Source organism: Kitasatospora sp. NPDC023120 (genome assembly GCF_055560835.1).
This window is the reverse complement of record NZ_JBVHHY010000030.1, coordinates 1-17,924: the sequence shown is the minus strand read 5'-3', so window position 1 is coordinate 17,924 and position 17,924 is coordinate 1. Positions and strand designations below refer to the sequence as shown.

The following is a 17,924-nucleotide window of genomic DNA, read 5'->3' as shown; positions in this document are numbered from 1 at the left end:
CAGGCCGAGGGAAAGGGCCCAGAAGACGGCGAGATCACCGATCGCCGCCTACTCAGCGCATGCGACCGGCTACGCTCAGCATGGAGCCCATGCAGGGCTTGACGCAAGTCGTGACCCATAACTCGCATATATGCACATCGAACCTGAATTCGGCTACCTGAGGGGCCAGTTGTTGGTGGCGCTGGCGCCCATCGCACAGGCACACTGGTCAATCGACAGCTCAGGAGGGGACAAGATGGCGGTCTCAACCGTTCGCCGCCGGAGGCTCGGCGGCGAACTGCGGAAGCTACGAGAAGAGCGGAAGCTCACCGCCGAGGTGGTCGCAGAGGCCACGGGAATGAGCCAGCCCAAGCTCACCCGCATCGAGACCGCCCACACTGCGGCCAAGATCGAGGACGTCAACAAGCTCCTCGACTACTACGGATGCACCGACGAGGACTATCGGGCCGGACTGATCGCCATCACCAAGGACGGGAGCAAACGCGGCTGGTGGCTGAGCTACCGCGACGTCATCAATGCCACCGCAAATGACCTGATCCTCCTGGAAGCCGACGCCACCACCTACCGGACGTACGAACCGGCCTTCATTCCCGGCCTCTTCCAGACCCCCGAATACGCACGCATCATCATCGATCGCCTGCGCACCCGATCGGGCGGGACCGTGGAAGACCTCGTCCAGGTTCGAATGGCGCGCCAGTCCATCCTCACTCGCCCGAATCCCGTACAGGTGTGGGCCGTCGTTCACGAAGCAGCCCTCTGCGCGAACGCCAACCGCCCCGAGATCATGGTCCCGCAGCTGGACAGGCTGCTGACGCTCAGCACCCTGTCCAACATCAACATCCAGGTCATGCCGATCGGTGCGGCGGTCCACCCGGGAATGTACGGGGCGTTCACGCTCATGGGATTCCCGCAGCGGAAAGACCTCGATGTCGTCCTGGTCGAGGGGATGCTGAGCAGCCTGTGGGTCGAAGATCCAGCCGACGTGGAGCTCTGCCGGGCGAAGTTCCAAGAGGTCACCGCAGAAGCCATGTCCGTCGACTCCTCGCTCGCCTTCATCACCGCACAGAGAGACAAGATCAAGTGACCCAGCCGACCTTCAAGAAATCCAGCTACAGCGGCGGAGACGACAACTGCGTCGAGGTCGCCCTCCCCGCCGGTCCGATCTCCCACATCCGCGACTCGAAGGACCCCGACGGCCCGACCCTGGCCTTCCGACGGGAAGCCCACACCGCCTTCATCACCGCGGTCGCCACCGGCGAGTTCGACTTCGGCCTCCTCTGAGGAGCCCCACAGCGGTGCCTCACCCACCCCGGGCGGGGCACCGCATGCTCAACCACCCCCACGAGCCGCCCGGCAGGCCCTCGCGATCACACCCGGGGCCGTCCCACTCCCGACCGCTTCGGCCTCACCGTCACCCCGGACGCCCACACGCTGTGGCTCGACGGCCCGGAGAACCCGGTCCCAGCCGGGCATTGACGGCAGACGCACGACGGGGCCTGGACCGCAGCTGCGGTCCAGGCCCCGTCGGCTACCTACCGGTCCCGTCACTCAGGCGGTGACAGCTCCACCTCGTAGCGGTAGAGGCGGTCGTTCACCCAGCAGGCCAGGTCGGCTCCGCTGGTGGTCCCGGCGAGTTCGGTGAGCAGGCGCTCGGTGAACTCGCCCAGTTGCCGGGCGTCGACAGTCGCAGCCGCAGTGGCGCGCGCCCCCCGGGCGAAGGGGAGTTCCTCCGCCCGGTGGGCCACGGTGTAGGTCACCGAATCTCCCGCGCCCTCCGACGGGATGACGTGCCGGCCGGGCTCGTCCTCGGTGAAGACCAGCCCGGTACCCGAGGCGGCGCGGTTGGCCGCCTCGACCAGCGAGAAGCCCGGCTCCGCAGGCGGAGCCTCGCTCCCCAGGCGCAGGTCGACGACGGCCTCCGGCAGACCCGGGAGGTCGATCCGGTAGCTGTAGTTCCCGTCGACGTCGACGTAGGAGGCCGTCTCCAGGCCCCCGAGGGCGGCGTGCAGCCGGGCGGTCGCGAAGCGGCAGTAGGAGCGGAGCGCGGCAACCACGTCCTCGCCCGCCAACTCGGTGACGCCGACGTACAGGCGGCCGTCGTACAGGCGCTCCGCGTACCAGTCGTCGCGGATCGCTCCGACGGCCGGTCCCGACAGGTCACCGGGTTCGGTGCTCAGCCAGAGGCTGAGCCGCGACCCGTCCGGGCCCGTCGCCCCGTGCCGGGTCCGTGCCGCCGGACCGTTCCGGAAGCCGAGGACCGACCCGATCTCCTCCGCGCTCAGGGGAGGCCCGTCGAGGCGTCGGACGGCGAGCACCGCATCGACCGACAAGGTCAGCACCCCCCGCCACTGCACTTGGGTTCGCTGCCGATCTTACCGCTGATCACCCAGCCGCCCCTCAGATCCCCTCGGGACCAGATCTGGTACTCCTGGAAGTAGGCCGTGTTGTTGTGCAGGAAGCTGTTGAGGCTGCTCATGGCCGTCTTCGCGTCGTAGCCGTCCTTGAGGGTCACATAGGCCCGGACGGCGCCCTTGCCTTCCTTCACGGCCCTGAGTGAGTCCTTGACGGCGTCCTTGCTGCTGCCGGTGGATGCCTTGAATTCCGACGGCACGCCGTCCACGTAGGCGTCCGCCACCTCGGGGTCGTCACCGCCCTTCACCCTGATCTCCGGAATCGCCACCACCGAGTGGCCCCCCCGGGCCAGGTCGAACGCGATCCGGTACTCGCCGACGCTGAACCCGCCCTGGGTCTGCTTGCCCTTCGACAGCCGCTTGAAGTCCAGCGGGTTGAACGGGTTGGCGCTTTCGTCGATCAGGGCGGCGGCGTCCTCGACCATCTTCCGGTCGAGGATGTCCTGAGCCATGTTGGCGAACTGGCAGCCGTCCTTGGCCGAGGGGCGGCAGTACTTCTTGTTGATCTCCCGGATCTTCGCCAGGTACTCGCCGATGATCGGGTTGTCCTTCTGCATCAGCCAGGCCACCCGGGCCTCGTACCACAGCTTGCGGTTCTCCGGGGAGCCGGAGGTGGTGCTGCTCGGGTGTCCGCCACCACCACCGCCACCGCCGCCACCGCCGTCGCCGTCATCCCCGCCGCCGCCGCCGTCGCCGTCGTCGTCGTCGCAGTTGGTGACGCACTCGGGACCCCTGACCGGGTCGTGGAAGGTGCCGTCCGGGCCGACCCAGCCGTGCAACGCCATGTCGCTGCTCGAGCAGTCGTCGGCGCACATCTTGCGGCCGTCGGGGTCGCTGGTGCTGGTCGGGTTGCCGCCGGAGTAGGCGTAGCCGTTCAGCTCCTTGGGGCTGGCCGGGTTGAACTCCGGGTCGATGCTGAGGAAGCGGCCGAGGCCCGGGTCGTAGTCGCGCGCCCCGAGGTGGACCACGCCGGTCGGCTCGCTGACGCCGCCGAGGAAGCCCCGGCTGCCCGCCCACGAGGTCGGGGCCGCACCGCGCTGCTCGCCGTACGGGGTGGTCCGGCGCTGCGCGACCGTGCCGGTGGAGGCGTCGACGTTGAGCTCGGACGTGCCGTGGTGGTCGGTGACCTGGAAGCCGAGCTTGTTGTCGTCGGTGCGGACGGCGACCGCCGAGCCCAGCGAGTAGTAGCGCGTGGCGGCGGGCTTGGCCGCACCCTTGGTGAGGGTCAGCTCGGTGGCGCCGAGGTAGACCGTCCAGCTCTCCGCGCTCGGGTTGGCGCTGTCCAGGACGTGCGAGGTCAGCCGGCTGCCGGCCGGGTCGTAGAGGTACTCGGTGGTCTTGGTGCTGGTGACGGGTCCGTTCTTGACGGTGTCGACGACCTTGCCGAGCTTGCCCTCGGCGTCCCAGGTGAGGACCTGGTCGCTGGTGGCGCCGGCGGCGAGCTGGCGGTGGCGGGCGGTGGTGTTGCCCGCCGGGTCGTAGCCGGCGGTCTCGGCGAGGACGCCGGTGCCGCTGGTGCTCTTCAGGGTGTGCGGCTGGGCGGCCGCCGCGCCGGGGTAGTTGTACTTGGTGGTGACGTCCTTCGTCGCGTCACCCGTGGTGTCGTGCCGGGTCTGGGTGTCCCGGGTGCTGTCGGGGTTGAACTGCCAGCTGGTCCAGTACGGGGCCGGGCCGCCGAGCGCCTTGGCGTCGGGCGTGGCCGGGCAGCTGGTGCCGCTCGGGGTGAACGCCTCGGTGAGCCGGGCCAGGTAGTCGTACCGGAAGCACTGCCGGTCGGTGCCGGAGGCCGACGAGTCGGTGATCGAGGTGACGTTGCCGACCTGGTCGTAGCTGTAGGCGGCCGCGCGCAGCGGAGTCGCGACGCCGTACTGGTCGGTCCGGGAGGAGGCGAGCCGCTGGGTGCCCCACTCGTAGGCGTTGGTGACGTAGAGCTGCTTGTTCGCCGTGCCGTCGGACAGCGTGGCCTGCAGCGGCTTGCTGGTCAGGCTGTAGGTCTGGTTCGTGAGGTAGCTGCTCAGACCCTGGGCCGTGGTCATCCGGGTGAGGCCGTCGTAGCCGTAGGCCACCGACTCGGCGGCGAGGTTGCCGGCCGCCGGGTAGCTGGTGCTCTGCGGCTTGCCGTCGAGCCGGTAGATCGTGCCGCTGACGTAGTTACCGGCCAGCGGCTCCTGGCCGGGGACGGACGGGACGCTGAGCGTGGTGCGGGTCGCGCGGCCCAGCGCGTCGTACAGCGACCAGGTGGTCTTGTACGGGTACGAGGTGCCGCCGACGGTGAGGTACCGGGTCGCCGAGGAGATCAGGCCCTTGTTGCCGGCCGGGTCCCAGGTCTGCGAGGTGAGCAGCGGGCCCGACGCGGAGCCGGAGTGCAGCTCGGTCTGCCGGTCGAGGTTGTCGTAGACGTACGCGAGGGTCTGGTTGTTGCCGTCCCGGCTGGTGGCCAGCCGGCCGCGGTCGTCGTAGATCTTGACCGACGTGCCGGAGTCGGGGTCGACGGTCTTGACCAGGCGGCCCTGCTGGTCGTACGTCCAGCTCCACTGCGTCCCGGACTGGTCCGTCAGCCGGGTGGTGTGCCCGGCCGGATCCTGGGCGTAGGTGATCCGGTCGTAGTCACCGGTGGCCGAGCCCCCGCGGTACTGGCGGACCTCGGTGGTCCGGCCGCGGGCGTCGGTGATGGTCGTCGACGGGGTGCCGCCCTTGGGCGGGGTGACGGTGACCCGGTCGCCGCCGTACTCGGTGAGCGTGGTGGCGATCGGGGTGCCGACGCCGTTGCCGGCCAGGGTGGTGGAGTTGGTGACGCGGCCGAGGCCGTCGTAGGTGGTGGCGGTCTGGGTCTCGACGCCGGTGGCGTCCTCGACCTTGAACAGGGTGGTGGAGGGTGCGCCCGTCGCGTAGTAGGCGGCGTAGGCGAGCGCGGACTGGCCGTGCTCGTCGTAGAAGGTGTCGGTCAGGACGCGGCCGCCGTTGTCTCCCGGGTCCTGGGTCTGCCGGATCCGGCCGAAGCCGTCGTACAGGGTGTACGCGGTGGCCTGGGAGCCGTCGGCGAGGAGCGCCTTCGTGGAGACGACGCGGATCTGGGCGTCGTTGTCGATGTAGCCGAACTCGTGGTTCGGGGTCTGGCCGGTCGACTTGGAGCGGTTCGGCAGCCAGACCTTGAGGGTGCGGCCCAGCGCGTCGTACTGGCTGTCGGTGCGGCGGTTGTTGGCGTCGACGGTGTCGACGGTCTGGCCGCGGAGCAGGTCCAGGTCGGCGACGGTGACCATGGCGGTGGCGGAGTTGCCCGCGACCGCCGGCGGGCCGGTCGTGGTGACCTTGGTCGGCCGGCCGGTGGCCGGGGCGAAGCCGGTGGTGGTGGTCTGCGCCAGCGGGCTCGCCGTGGTCACGGGTGCCGTGGCGCCCGTGGTGTCGAACACCGTGGTGGACGCCAGCTTCGTGGTGCTGTCGGCCCGGCCGTAGCCGTCGTAGTGGGTCGTCCCGTCCAGGTAGGTGGCCTGGTTGCCGGTGCGGGACTTCAGGACGTGGACGGTGGTGGGATCGCCCTTGACGGGGGCGGCGCCGTAGGCCTGGCCGTCGTAGCGGGTGCGGACGTCCGACAGGACGACGGAGGTGCCGTCCGCCTGGGTGTCGCGGTTGACGGCCGCGCCGCAGCCGGCGGCGACCGTCTCGACCTGGACGGTACCGGTCAGGATCCAGGCCGCGGTGTTGTCGGCGTACGTCGTGCGGGTGCACGTGTCGTCGGTGCCGACCGCGACGTCGCCCAGGTCCTCGATCTGCGTCGTACGGCCGTAGCCGTCGAGGGTCGTGTTGGTGCGGGTCTCGCGCCAGGTGGCTCCCGCGCCCTTGTCGAGCGAGGTGAAGGACCGGGTGGCCTGGGTGCCGGTGAGGTTGGCGGTGGTGGTGCCCCAGTCGTTGGAGCGCTTGGCAGTCTCCTTCTTCCACGGGGTGTTGACGGACTTGGCGAGGATGACGCCGCCCGGCTTGTCGTACTGCTCGCTGCGGTACTCGAAGCCGGCCCAGGCCTGGTCGTCGGTCAGGACGGTGCCCTGGCCGTCGTCGACGGTGACGCTGCGCTTGCTGTTCTTGTCGGCAGGATCGTTGCGGTCCTGATCCATGCCGCGCAGGTAGTAGTGGTCGGCCTGGGTGGACATGCCGGTGACGCCGCCGGTCTCGACCCGGGCGTGGGCGTAGCCGCGCCACTGGGACCAGGTCTTGAGCTTGGCCGGGGTCAGGCCGTCCTCGTCGTCGAAGTGCCAGGCGGCGTCTCCGAGGTACGAGTAGTGGGTGACCATGTCGGGTGCGCCGCCGGTGCGGTCGGTGGCGATGACCGACTCGACGACGTACTTGTTGAACCACTCGGTGGTCACCGGCACGTCGTTGGACGGCTGGTACATCTGCGGGAAGCAGCGGGTGGTGTTGCTCTGCGGCGTGGGCAGGGCGTTCCAGTCGCAGGCCGCGGCCGAGTAGTTGACGTCGAGCTGGCCGCCCTGCTCGTCGGTGATGGTGCCGATCCGCTGCTTGACGAAGGGCATGCGGCCGTCGCCGACCTTGTCCAGCCGGTTCGCGAGCTGCTTGTAGGCGAAGCCGGTCTTGGGCAGGGTGAGCGCCGGGGTGGCGGAGGACCCGGTGTGCTGGATGGAGTCCAGCAGCAGCTGGTAGTCGAAGTCGGCGGTGCCCCACCTGTGGTTCAGGGTCCACGTGTCGACGGCGGCGTAGCTTCCGTCGGCCTGGAGCGTCTTGGCGGTGACGGAGGTGAGACGGGTCCGCGTGAAGTAGGTCGGCGAGTACTTGCCGGTGCAGTCGGTGCCGTCCTTGCAGTTCTGGTCCCACGGGGTGTCGTACCAGTACTGCCGGTTGGCGTCGATCTTCGCCGGGTCGCAGAGCGCGGCGTCGGTCTCCAGGCAGCGCTCGGCGGTGCCGAACTCGACCCGGCCCATCGGCTTGACCGTGGCGGAGTAGAGGTCGCCCTGCTGCTGGCCGTACTCGATGTGGTCCAGACGGCCGCCCCGGACGTACGGGGTGCGGTCGGCGGCCTTCAGGTTGCGGCCGTAGTTGTTGGTCTCCTGGGTGTACCAGTAGGTGATGTCGTTGCCGTGGGCGTCGACCACCAGGTCGAGGTTCCACCGCCAGCCCTGCTGGCACCACGAGGACGCGAAGTCGGCGCCGTTGCACGGCTCGCCCGCGTTGTTGCCGTAGACCGGCACCGTGTAGACCGACTTGGTCTCCGGCTTGCCGGCGCCCCAGTTGGGCAGGCGGTTGTAGCCGAAGTAGTAGCTCGAGCCGTCGGCGGTGACGGCGCGGAAGTACTCGCCGTCGTTGTCGCCGTTGCCGCGGTTGGTGTCGCGCAGGCGGGTGACCTTGGTGTTGTCGTCGCCCTTGATCCGCCACTCGTCGCCGGAGACCGGGATCAGCTCACCGGAGTGCCCCGTGAAGCTGATGGTGACGTTGTCGGTGCCCCAGCACAGGTCGCCGGGGCTGGCGGTGCCGGTCTTGGGTGCGCCGTCGTCGGCGCAGGCCTTGTAGCTGCGCTCGACGAAGCCGGGTGAGAGCTCGAAGCCGTCACCGGCCCAGGAGGCCTGGTTGTTGCTGTTCGCCGTCCGCCCGTCGATGCTGCCCGAGCTGTAGGACAGGCCGATCTTCGGCGTGAGGCCGCCCGGCATCACCGTCAGCGGCATGTCGTACGACCAGCTGAACGACCCGCTGTTCAGCGAGGTCGACCAGCTCGACGCCGAGGTGAGCGGCGTCGCCTTGTAGTCGCCGCCGGGCCCGGCCGTCCCGGCCGTGGCCGCCACCACCATCGCGCCCGGCGCGGACTGCAGACGCATCGACCCGGCCGGGGCCGTGGTCAGCGTGTCCGCCGCGACGGTCTGGTGCTCCGGGTCGTTGCCGCCCGGCAGCGGGGTCTGCACCCGGCACTCGGGCAGGTCGGGCGTGGTCAGCGCGCACGCGGGCAGGCGCACCAGCTTCAGCCGCGAGCCGAAGCCGGAGCCCGCCGCCTGTGCGAAGGACGAGTAGTCGACCGCCAGTCCGCTGTTCTCGTCGGCGCCCGACACGGTCAGCAGCACGCCGTTGATCCCAGCCTTGACGGCGGCGTCCTGGCCGAGCAGGTCGACCTTCGCCTTGCCCGCCGAACCGGCGGAGGCGACGGCGACCGGCAGCGTGCCGGCCTTGACCGCCTTGCCCTTCTCGCCGGGGACGTCGACGACGGCACTGCCCGCTCCGGGCAGGGCGCCGCGCTTGCCGTCGACCTTGCTGACGGTGGTGTCGGCCTTGCGGCCCTTGGACTTGGCGTCCGAGCCCTTGACCGGCTTCTCCGGTGAGACCGCGGACGGCTTGGTGTACGGTTCGGCCGCCGCCGCGACGGCGGCCAACGGCAGTGCCGGCAGCAGTGACCCGACCAGCGTGGCCGCGATGACCGCGGACACTCTGGGCCGGGCCGGCCGCAGCACCGACCTCTTCCTGCTCATGGTGGAACGACTCCCTCGGGAGAAGGTGGATAGGACAGACCACGGGCCGGGCGGCAGGTAGCCGCCCGGCCCATGGAGGTTGGGGATCAGACGCCGGTGGCGGTGGCCAACTCGACGCCGTAGTCGGCGAGTTTGACGATCTGCGGCTGGCTCAGCACGCCCTGGTACAGCCAGACGTCGTCCAGCTCACCGGAGAAGTACTCGCCCCAGGCGCCGGCCGCCTTGTTCCGGCCGAACTGCACGCCGCCGGTCGCCTCATAGGGCTGCGGGGCGCCGGTCCAGGAGATGTGCGGGGTGCAGCCGGTCGAGCCGTCCGGGCAACCCTGGTTCTCCGGCTGACCGTTGACGTACAGCACCAGCCGGTCCGCGAAGGCGTCGTAACTGACCGCCAGGTGCGTCCAGTTCTCCAGGACGGAGGTGGCCGGGGTGTGTGCGGTGAGGGTGCGCACGGCGCCGTTGGCGTCGGAGTCGCGGACCTCGGCCTGCCACTGGCCGGTGGGCTGTCCGTTGGCGTCGTTGCCCAGGGCGTGCCAGCGCATGGTCACCGCGCTGTTGTTGGCACCGGCGACCGACAGGACCGTCATGTCCCGGGTCGGGACGCCCGCGGTGTTCGCCCAGCCGGCCAGGGTGAAGCTCTGACCGGTGTGCAGCGGGACGGAGCCGGTGGCGGCGTAGCCGGTGGAACCGTTCAGCAGCAGGGTGCCCGGGGTGGGCAGCACGCCGCCGTCGGCCTTGATCGAGGCGCCGCCGCCGAGCTGGGCACCGGCCTTGGCCGGGCCCTCGTCCGGGGTGACCGCCGGGGTTCCGGTGGCCGAGGAGAGCTTCCAGCGGCCGGCCAGCTGCGGACGCTGCTGCACCATCGCGGTGGCCTCCACGCCGGTGACGACCCGGTCGTAGAGCCGGACGTCGTCGATGTCGCCGCCGAAGAACTCGCCGTTGACGCCCTCGCGGTTGACCGCGCCGATCTGCAGCGGGCCGGGGTTGGCCCACGGAGCGTTCTGGGTGTAGTCGGACTCGCCGACCAGGAAACCGTTGATGTAGAAGCGCAGCTTCTTGGCGGCGGTGTCGGAGACGCCCAGCAGGTGGGTCCACTCGCCGGTGGTGCCGGCGAAGCACGGCACGCCGTTCACCTGGGTGCCCGGGGTGCAGTCGGGCTGCCAGGTGCGGACCAGGGTGTCGGCGGAGGTGTCCTCCTTGTAGCGGCCGAAGGCCCAGCGCTTCCAGTACGTCGAGTAGTACAGCGAGAACTCGCTGTTGTGCTGGCCGATCTGGGTGACCGCGATCTTCGCGGTGGTGTCGCCGGCGGCGGGCGCCGGCAGCTTCACCCAGGTGGAGACGGAGAAGTCCCGGCTGCCGTCGACCTGCGGGCGGGTGCCGCGCAGGTAGTCGTCCACGCCGTCCAGGTGGATCGCCTGGCCGGCGATGCCCGGGCGGCCGAGCGCCACGCCGCTGTAGGCGGTCAGGTTGTCGGTCTCGGTGGTGCCGACCGGCTTGGCGTCGGCGCCGTCCAGGTGCCAGACCGCCTTGGCGGGGCGGCCGGTGGCGAGCTTCTTGTCGGCCGCGACGTCGGTGGCCTCGGCCGCGGTCAGGTTGCGGTCCCAGAGCCGGACCTCGTCGATCGAGCCCTTCCACGGGTCGGTCATGTTGCCGTGCCACTTGGAGCGGCCGAGCTCCAGCGGGCCGCGCACGTCCCAGGCGGCGGTGACGGGCACCGGGGTGCCGGGCACGCCGTTGACGTACAGGGTGCCGGTCCTGGCCACCGGGTCGTACACGCCGACCAGGTGGGTCCACTGGTTGAGCGCGACCGGGGCGTCCGAGCTCGCCGTCTCCAGGGTGTACACGGCGTCGGTGTCCTGGGTGGAGGTCCACATCGCCCACTTGCCGCCCATCGTGCCGAGGGCGAAGCGGGCGGCCCAGCTGCCGTTCTCACTGACCGCGACCCGGTTGCGGCTGTTGTCGGCGAGGTTGACCCAGGCGGAGACGGTGAAGCCGCGGGTGGCGTCCAGGACGTTGCCCTGGGTCTCGCCGTAGCCGTTGGCGGTGCCGTCCAGGGCGAGGGCCTGGCCGAGGTGGCCCGGCGCGCCGGGGGTGGCGCCGGAGCCGAGGGTGGCCTCGAAGCTGCCGCCGGTGCCGGTGACACTGGTGCCGCTCGGGTCGTCCATCGCCCAACCGGTGCGCTGGGTCTGTCCGGAGAGCACGTTGAAGTAGTACGTCTCGGGCTGCGAGGCGTTGCCGGCGCCGTCGACCGCCCGGGCGGAGAGGAAGTGCACGCCGGCGGTCTGCGGCTGGACGCGCACGGTCTGCCCGGCGCCGCCGCTGGTCGCCACCTCGTTCGCCGCGGACGGCGACGTGTCGAGGCCCCACTGGTACTTGACCACGTCGGTGGCGGTCGACTTGAGGGTGAACAGGCCGTTCTTGCCGACGCCGTCGGTCCACGGCAGCGCCGCGGTGGCGTCCTTGGAGCCCGGGTAGACGTCCGAGGTGATCGCCGGGCCGTCCGGCGCGGAGGTGTCGACGATGAAGTAGCAGCCGGTCGGGTCACCGTCGGAGGACCACGGCCCCCACTGCGCGCCGTCCCAGGCGCGGGCCTCCCAGTCGAGCTGGATGTTCTGCGGCAGGCTGGTCGGCAACGGCCAGGAGAACATCGAGCCGGAGCCCTTGAAGGTGTTGCCCGCCGGGGCGGCGTCCTCCGAGCCGGTGGACCACCAGCGGCGGCGCAGGCCGGTGCCGTCGTCCCAGCCGACCGCGAACTGCACGCCGATCGCCTCGCCGTCCGGGTCACTGGCCCGGGTGGTGACCTGCGGCATCTTGTTGAGCTTGATGCCCGGGTACTGGCAGACCGAGCCAGGGGACATCGTCATGTCCGACATCGGGATCTGGTTGGGCCGCAGGTTGTAGTACACCGACAGGTAGGCGTCGTCGGTGAAGCGCTTCCAGGCGAGGGTGTCGCCCTCGTTCTGCGCCTTCAGGCCGAAGGTGATGGTCGGCCAGCCCCAGTTGGCGGCGTCCTGGACGAGGTTGCGCACCGCGCCGTCCTCGCCGTACTCCAGCCAGCCGCCGGGGCAGCTGCCGCTCCAGCCCTTGGCGGTGTTGATGGTCTGCAGGTAGCGGCCCCAGAAGCCGGAGGCGTTCTGGCCGTTCCAGTTCAGGCCCGGGGAGATGTAGCCCGTGTTCCAGAGTTCGACGGGCCGGGCGTCACAGGAGTACGACCAGCTCTCGTAGGTGCCGAAGGTGGCGGCGAGGACCTGCTTGCCGACGAACGGGTTCGGCATCTGGAAGAACGCCCGCTTCACGTCGGTCGGCGCGCACCGCGAGGTGTCGCCGCAGTAGCCGACGCCCCAGTCGTGGACGTACGTGCTGTTGTACGTGAAGTGCCAGTAGGCCTGGTTCGGGTAGGTGCGCGAGACACCCGCCCAGTCACCCGCGTGCGGGGTGTTCCACGCCGGGTCGATCATCACCGGGTAGACGGTGTCCGGGGCGTCCAGCATGCCCTGGTCTGGCGACAGCAGCAGACCGTCCTTGGGCAGCTCGACCTTGAGGCGGGTCATCTTGGCGCCCTCGCCGGGCAGATCACCGTAGCCGGCGGCCGGATCGATCCCGCCGGCGGCGGGGGCGCTCGGCGCGGGGCCGGCGGCGGGGGCCTCGGCCTGCGGGGCGGCCTTGAGGGCCTTGGGGGCCGCGGGGGCACTCTGCGCCGGGGCGGCGGGAGCCGGCTTGGAGGAGTCCCACATCACCGGGACGGGCGCCTCGAAGACGGTGCCGCCGCCGGACGGGTCCTTGGCCTTGAGGGTGCCGTCCGCCTCCTGGCTGAACGTCAGGCCGCTGCCCTGGAGGCCGAGCCGGAGCTTGTCCAGCTCGGGGTTCTTCGCGGCCTCTGCCGTGTGCACCACGATGACCTGGGTGAACCCGGTCTTGGTGGCGGACAGCCGCAGGTCCACGTCCGGCAGGATCGACGGGTACTCGGCGGTCGCGCCCTTGACGGTCGGCTTGGGCAGCGGCTTCGGCCAGCTGAGCTTCAGCTCCTTGCCGGCCCGGGCCATCGTGACCAGCGGCGCGCTGCCGCCACCGGAGAACCGCACGTCGGCGGTGGAGCCCTTGGGAGCGACGGCGCCGCCGGGCAACGTCTGCAGCGTCGGGTCGAGGTCCACCCAGGCGCCGTTCTTGCGCACCCGCTGGGGCTGGACGTGGGTGGTGGTCTTCAGCTTGCCGTCGGGCTGGGCGACGGTGTCGCTGGTCTCGCTGCGCTTGGCGAGCACCTCGACCGGCTTGCCCGTGCGGGCGGCCTCGCGGACCGCCTGGGTCTCGGCATCCTCCCGCACCCCCGCCGCGCCGGGCGGGGGCGTCCCGCCCGGGGCGGCGGCGGCCGGCACCACCGCGGTCGCGGCCAGCGCGACCGTGGCGAGTGCCGCGGCGAGCAGGCTGCCCGACCGTCTTGCTGCTGTTCTCACTGTGCGTTAGCTCCGACTTCCGGTACGTGGGCGAAGGTTGGAGCGGATCTTCACGGAAGTCTTAAAGCCGTGTCAAAGGTTCATCAGAACTCCATGAGAAAGCGAGTCCCGCCCTGACGCCATCCGGAAGGGATCAGTCCAGTTAAAGACGGACGAACCACCCCCTCCCGTATGAGGAAGGTCACACCGCGAAGGAGTTTGCGGATCCGCCCCCGTCGCGACTGTCAGTGGTGATCACGGGCGGCCGACGTCATCGACTTGATATCCGAACGGGCTTGCGGGCGCGGCCTTTCGGCGCTACCAGTGCTGGTCAGCTGGGATGCTGCGACGGATAGAGCGGAGGCCGTCGACTCACCCGCCCCGTGGGACGAGGGGTCGACGGCCTCCGCCGTGCTGACGCTCCGTTACGGCAGCGGGACCGACGGGAAGGTGCCGGGCCGGACGCCGTCGAGGGCGCCGTCCATGGCGTCGCGCCAGATCGGGCCGGCCAGGGTGCCGCCGAAGGCCTGGCCGACGACCTTGCCACCGATCTTCTGGCCGTCCAGGGACTTGGGGTTGTCGGTGTCGCTGACGACGGTCGCGCCCGCCATCTCCGGGGTGTAGCCGACGAACCAGACCTGGAGGCTCGAGTTGGTGGTACCGGTCTTGCCCGCGCTGTCGCGGCCGTCGAGGCCCGCCTGCTTGCCGGTGCCGTCCTCCACGACGCCCTTGAGCATCGCGGTGACGGTGTCGGCGGTGTCGGCGGACATCACGGCGGAGCAGTTCGCCTGCGGCACGGCGAGCTGCTTGCCGTCGGGGCCGGTGATCGAGGTGATGGCGGTCGGCGCGCAGTAGGTGCCGTGGGCGGCGAAGGCCGCGTAGACGCCCGCCATCGCCAGCGGGGTCAGGTCGTTGCTGCCGAGCGTCATCGCCGGCACCACCTGGAGCTTCTCGCCGCCCGCCTGCTCGGTGATGCCGAGCTTGTTGGCCATCCGGGCGACGTTGCACAGCCCGGTGTCGGCCTCCAGCTTGGCGAAGTAGGTGTTGACCGACTGCGCCATGGCCGTTTTCATGGTGAACGCGCCGGTGAGGGTCTGGCTGTCGTTGTGCACCTGCCCGGAGGACGGGAACTTGGCGCCCGAGCAGTCCTTCATCGCCGGCCACGGGATGCTGTAGTCGGTGGTGTAGCTCTGGCTCGGCGTGAGACCGCTCTCCAGCGCCGCCGCCGCGACGATCGGCTTGAACGTCGAGCCGGTCGGGAAGCCGAGCCCGCCGCCCATGGCCTTGGTGACGTTGTAGTTGATCTGGGTCTGGTCGGGCTTGTCCTCGACGCCGTACGGGCGGCTCTGGCCCATCGCGAGGATCCTGCCGGTGCCGGGCTGGACGATGCTCATCGCCGTCGCCGCCTTGTCGCCGGCGTCCACGTGGCTTGTCACCGAGTCGTTGAGGGCGGCCTGGGCCTTGGGGTCCAGGGTGGTGTGGATCTGCAGCCCGCCGCGCTTCCAGACCGCCAGCCGCTCGGCCGCCGACTTCCCGAAGGCCGGGTCGGTGAGCACCACCTTGCGCACGTAGTCGCAGAAGAAGCCCTCGCCCTGCTTCGCCAGGATGCAACCCTGCTGCGGGGCCTGGATGTTCAGGCCGAGCGGGGTCTCGATGGCCTGCTGGGCCTGCTCCTTGGTGATGTGCCCGTACTCGGCCATCTTGCGCAGCACGGTGTCGCGCCGCTCCTTGGTCGCGGCCGGCTTGACCGCCGGGTCGTAGCCGCTGGGCGACTGCACCAGGCCGGCCAGCATGGCGGCCTGCGGCAGGGTGAGGTCCTTGGCGTGCACGCCGAAGTAGCGCCGCGCGGCCGCCTCGATGCCGTACGCCTTCTCCCCGAAGAAGGTGATGTTCAGGTAGTTGGTGAGGATCTGGTCCTTGCTCAGCGTCTCCTCGAGCTTGATCGCGTACTTCAGCTCCTGGATCTTGCGGCCGACGGTCTGCCGCTGCGCCTCCTGGACCTTCTGCGGGTCGTCCCCCGCCTCGTCGACGAACACGTTCTTCACGTACTGCTGGGTCAGCGTGGACGCGCCCTGTGCGGTGGTGCCCGAGGAGGCGTTCTTGTCCAGGGCCCGCAGCACGCCCTTGAGGTCGATCGCGCCGTGCTCGTAGTAGCGGTTGTCCTCGATGTCGACCAGCGCGGTCTTCACCAGCGGGGATATCTGGTCCCCCGGGACGACGGTGCGGTCGCGGTCGTACACGGTGGCGATGGTGCCGCCCTGCGCGTCGAGGATGGTCGAGGCCTGCGACAGCGCCGGCGTCTTGAAGTCGTCGGGCAGGTTCTGGAAGTCGTCCGCCGCCGACCGGGCCCCCAGCCCGGCCGCCGCCACCGCCGGCAGCGCGATCCCCGCCGCCACCACACCGGCCACCACACTGATCCCGATCAGCCGCAACCCGTGCCCGAACTTCCGCATGCCCGTCCCCGCCCGCTTCTCTGCCATGAGCAAGGACCCTACGTGCACGTCATGAGGAACTCGTAAGGGATCCGGCATCGATCTGTCACAACTCTGCGACAGCCCACCGCTGCAGGGTTTCGCGAAAGCCCGCCGCTCCCGTCCCCCGGGGGCTGCCAGCGTTTTAGGGCGCGCCAAGGGGCCACTTAGCCCCGCTGCCGAGCATCGTCCGGGGCTTTCGTCAGGACCGGCGAGCCGGCCGGCACCGCGCACACCCGACCGTCTGCGACCAGTCCGAACGGCACGCCCCCGGGACCGTTCCTGCTGTGACCGCACTCGATCATGGGACTGCCAATGGCTACGCCTTCCGAAGAGAAGATCGTCACTGCCCTGCGGGCATCGCTCCTGGAGAACGAGCGGCTGCGGCAGCAGAACGACAAGCTCACCGACGCCGTCTCGGCGCCGGTCGCCATCGTGGGCATGGGCTGCCGCTTCCCCGGCGGCATCGCCTCGGCCGAGGACCTGTGGCAGCTGGTCGCCGACGGCGTCGACGCGATCGGCTCGTTGCCCGACAACCGCGGCTGGGACCTCGACGGGCTGTACGACCCGGACCCGGAGGCCGTCGGGAAGAGCTACACCCGGCACGGCGGGTTCCTGTACGAGGCGGACCGGTTCGACGCCGAGTTCTTCGGCATCAGCCCGCGCGAGGCGCTCGCCCTGGACCCGCAGCAGCGCCTGCTGCTGGAGGTGTCCTGGGAGGCGATGGAGCGGGCCGGCCTCGACCCGCGCGCCCTGCACGGCAGCCGGACCGGCGTCTTCACCGGCCTGATGTACGGGGACTACGGCTCACGGTTGTTCGAACACACCCCGGACGGCTTCGAGGGCTACATCGGCACCGGCAGCGCGGGCAGCATCGCCTCCGGCCGGATCTCCTACACCTTCGGTTTCGAGGGCCCCGCGATCACCGTCGACACCGCGTGCTCCTCCTCGCTGGTGGCGATGCACCTGGCCGTCCAGGCGCTGCGCGGCGGTGAGTGCTCGCTCGCGCTCGCCGGCGGCGTCACCGTGATGGCCACCCCGACCACCTTCGTGGAGTTCAGCCGCCAGCGCGGCCTCGCCGCGGACGGGCGGTGCAAGTCCTTCGCGGGCGCCGCCGACGGCGTCGCCTGGGGCGAGGGCGCGGGCATGCTGCTGCTGGAGCGGCTCTCCGACGCGGAGGCCAACGGGCACCGGGTGCTCGCCGTGATCCGCGGCTCGGCCGTCAACCAGGACGGCCGGAGCAGTCAGCTCACCGCCCCCAACGGGCCGTCGCAGCAGCGGGTGATCCGCGCCGCGCTCGCCGAGTCACGACTGACGGCCGACCAGGTCGACGTGGTCGAGGCGCACGGCACGGGCACCACGCTCGGCGACCCGATCGAGGCCCAGGCCCTGCTGGCCACCTACGGGCAGGACCGGCCGGCGGGCCGGCCCCTCTGGCTCGGTTCCGTCAAATCCAACATCGGGCACACCCAGGCCGCGGCCGGCGTCGCCGGCGTGATCAAGATGGTCGAGGCGATGCGCCACGGCATCCTGCCCCGCACCCTGCACGTCGACGAACCCACCCCCCACGTCGACTGGACCGAAGGCGCCGTCTCCCTGCTCACCGAAACCCGGGACTGGCCCGAGACCGACCACCCACGCCGCTCCGCCGTCTCCTCCTTCGGCATCAGCGGCACCAACGCCCACATCATCCTCGAAGCCGCACCGGAAAACCCCCAGCCCGCGCCTGCCGGAACCGAGCCGGCCGAGGACGTCCCGGCCGCCCTCCCGTTCGTCCTCTCCGCCCGCACCGAACCCGCCCTGCGCGACCAGGCGAACCGGCTGCGCGCCCACCTCCTGGACCGTCCCGACCTCGACCCGGCCGCCGTCGCCGACGCCCTCGCCACCACCCGAGGCCGCTACGAACACCGCGGGATCATCATCGGCCGCGACCGCGACGACCTGCTGAACGGTCTCACCGCGCTCGCCGACGACCAGCCCTCACCGGCCGTCGTGACCGGCCGTACCGACCACCCCGGCCGCACCGTCTTCGTCTTCCCCGGCCAAGGCTCCCAATGGCACGGCATGGCCCGCGACCTCCTGACCCAATCCCCCGTCTTCCGCACCCACATCGAAGCCTGCGCCCAAGCCCTCGCCCCCCACACCGACTGGAAC

The 17,924-nt window shown here is 70.7% G+C and carries 7 protein-coding genes; 3 read left to right on the top strand and 4 right to left on the bottom strand.

Annotation, left to right across the window (positions count from 1 at the left end; all coding sequences use genetic code 11):
• Nucleotides 1–130: 130 nt before the first annotated feature.
• A complete protein-coding gene (locus ACZ3TI_RS33555) occupies nt 131–1,084 on the top strand; it encodes a helix-turn-helix domain-containing protein (RefSeq protein ID WP_465732992.1) in 954 nt (317 codons plus the stop codon).
• Nucleotides 1,081–1,281, top strand: a complete 201-nt coding sequence (locus ACZ3TI_RS33550; protein ID WP_465732990.1) for a DUF397 domain-containing protein — start codon at nt 1,081–1,083, stop codon at nt 1,279–1,281. The genes ACZ3TI_RS33555 and ACZ3TI_RS33550 overlap by 4 nt, the downstream gene beginning before the upstream one ends.
• Before the next feature lie 263 nt (nt 1,282–1,544).
• Here ACZ3TI_RS33550 and ACZ3TI_RS33545 read toward each other — a convergent pair whose 3' ends face one another.
• The 4 genes from ACZ3TI_RS33545 to ACZ3TI_RS33530 form a co-directional block, all read right to left on the bottom strand.
• Nucleotides 1,545–2,330 (bottom strand): hypothetical protein, encoded by a 786-nt coding sequence (locus ACZ3TI_RS33545; protein WP_465732988.1) that lies wholly within the window; start codon nt 2,328–2,330, stop codon nt 1,545–1,547.
• A 2-nt stretch (nt 2,331–2,332) separates the two neighbouring features.
• A complete protein-coding gene (locus ACZ3TI_RS33540) occupies nt 2,333–8,872 on the bottom strand; it encodes an RHS repeat domain-containing protein (protein ID WP_465732986.1) in 6,540 nt (2,179 codons plus the stop codon).
• A gap of 86 nt (nt 8,873–8,958) precedes the next feature.
• Nucleotides 8,959–13,320, bottom strand: a complete 4,362-nt coding sequence (locus tag ACZ3TI_RS33535) for a LamG-like jellyroll fold domain-containing protein (RefSeq protein ID WP_465732984.1) — start codon at nt 13,318–13,320, stop codon at nt 8,959–8,961.
• A gap of 404 nt (nt 13,321–13,724) precedes the next feature.
• Nucleotides 13,725–15,779: a transglycosylase domain-containing protein gene (locus tag ACZ3TI_RS33530; RefSeq protein ID WP_465732982.1), complete on the bottom strand. Its 2,055-nt coding sequence runs from the start codon at nt 15,777–15,779 to the stop codon at nt 13,725–13,727.
• 306 nt (nt 15,780–16,085) lie between these two features.
• Here ACZ3TI_RS33530 and ACZ3TI_RS33525 point away from each other — a divergent pair.
• On the top strand, nt 16,086–17,924 hold a 1,839-nt coding region (locus ACZ3TI_RS33525; RefSeq protein ID WP_465732980.1), incomplete at its 3' end, for a type I polyketide synthase.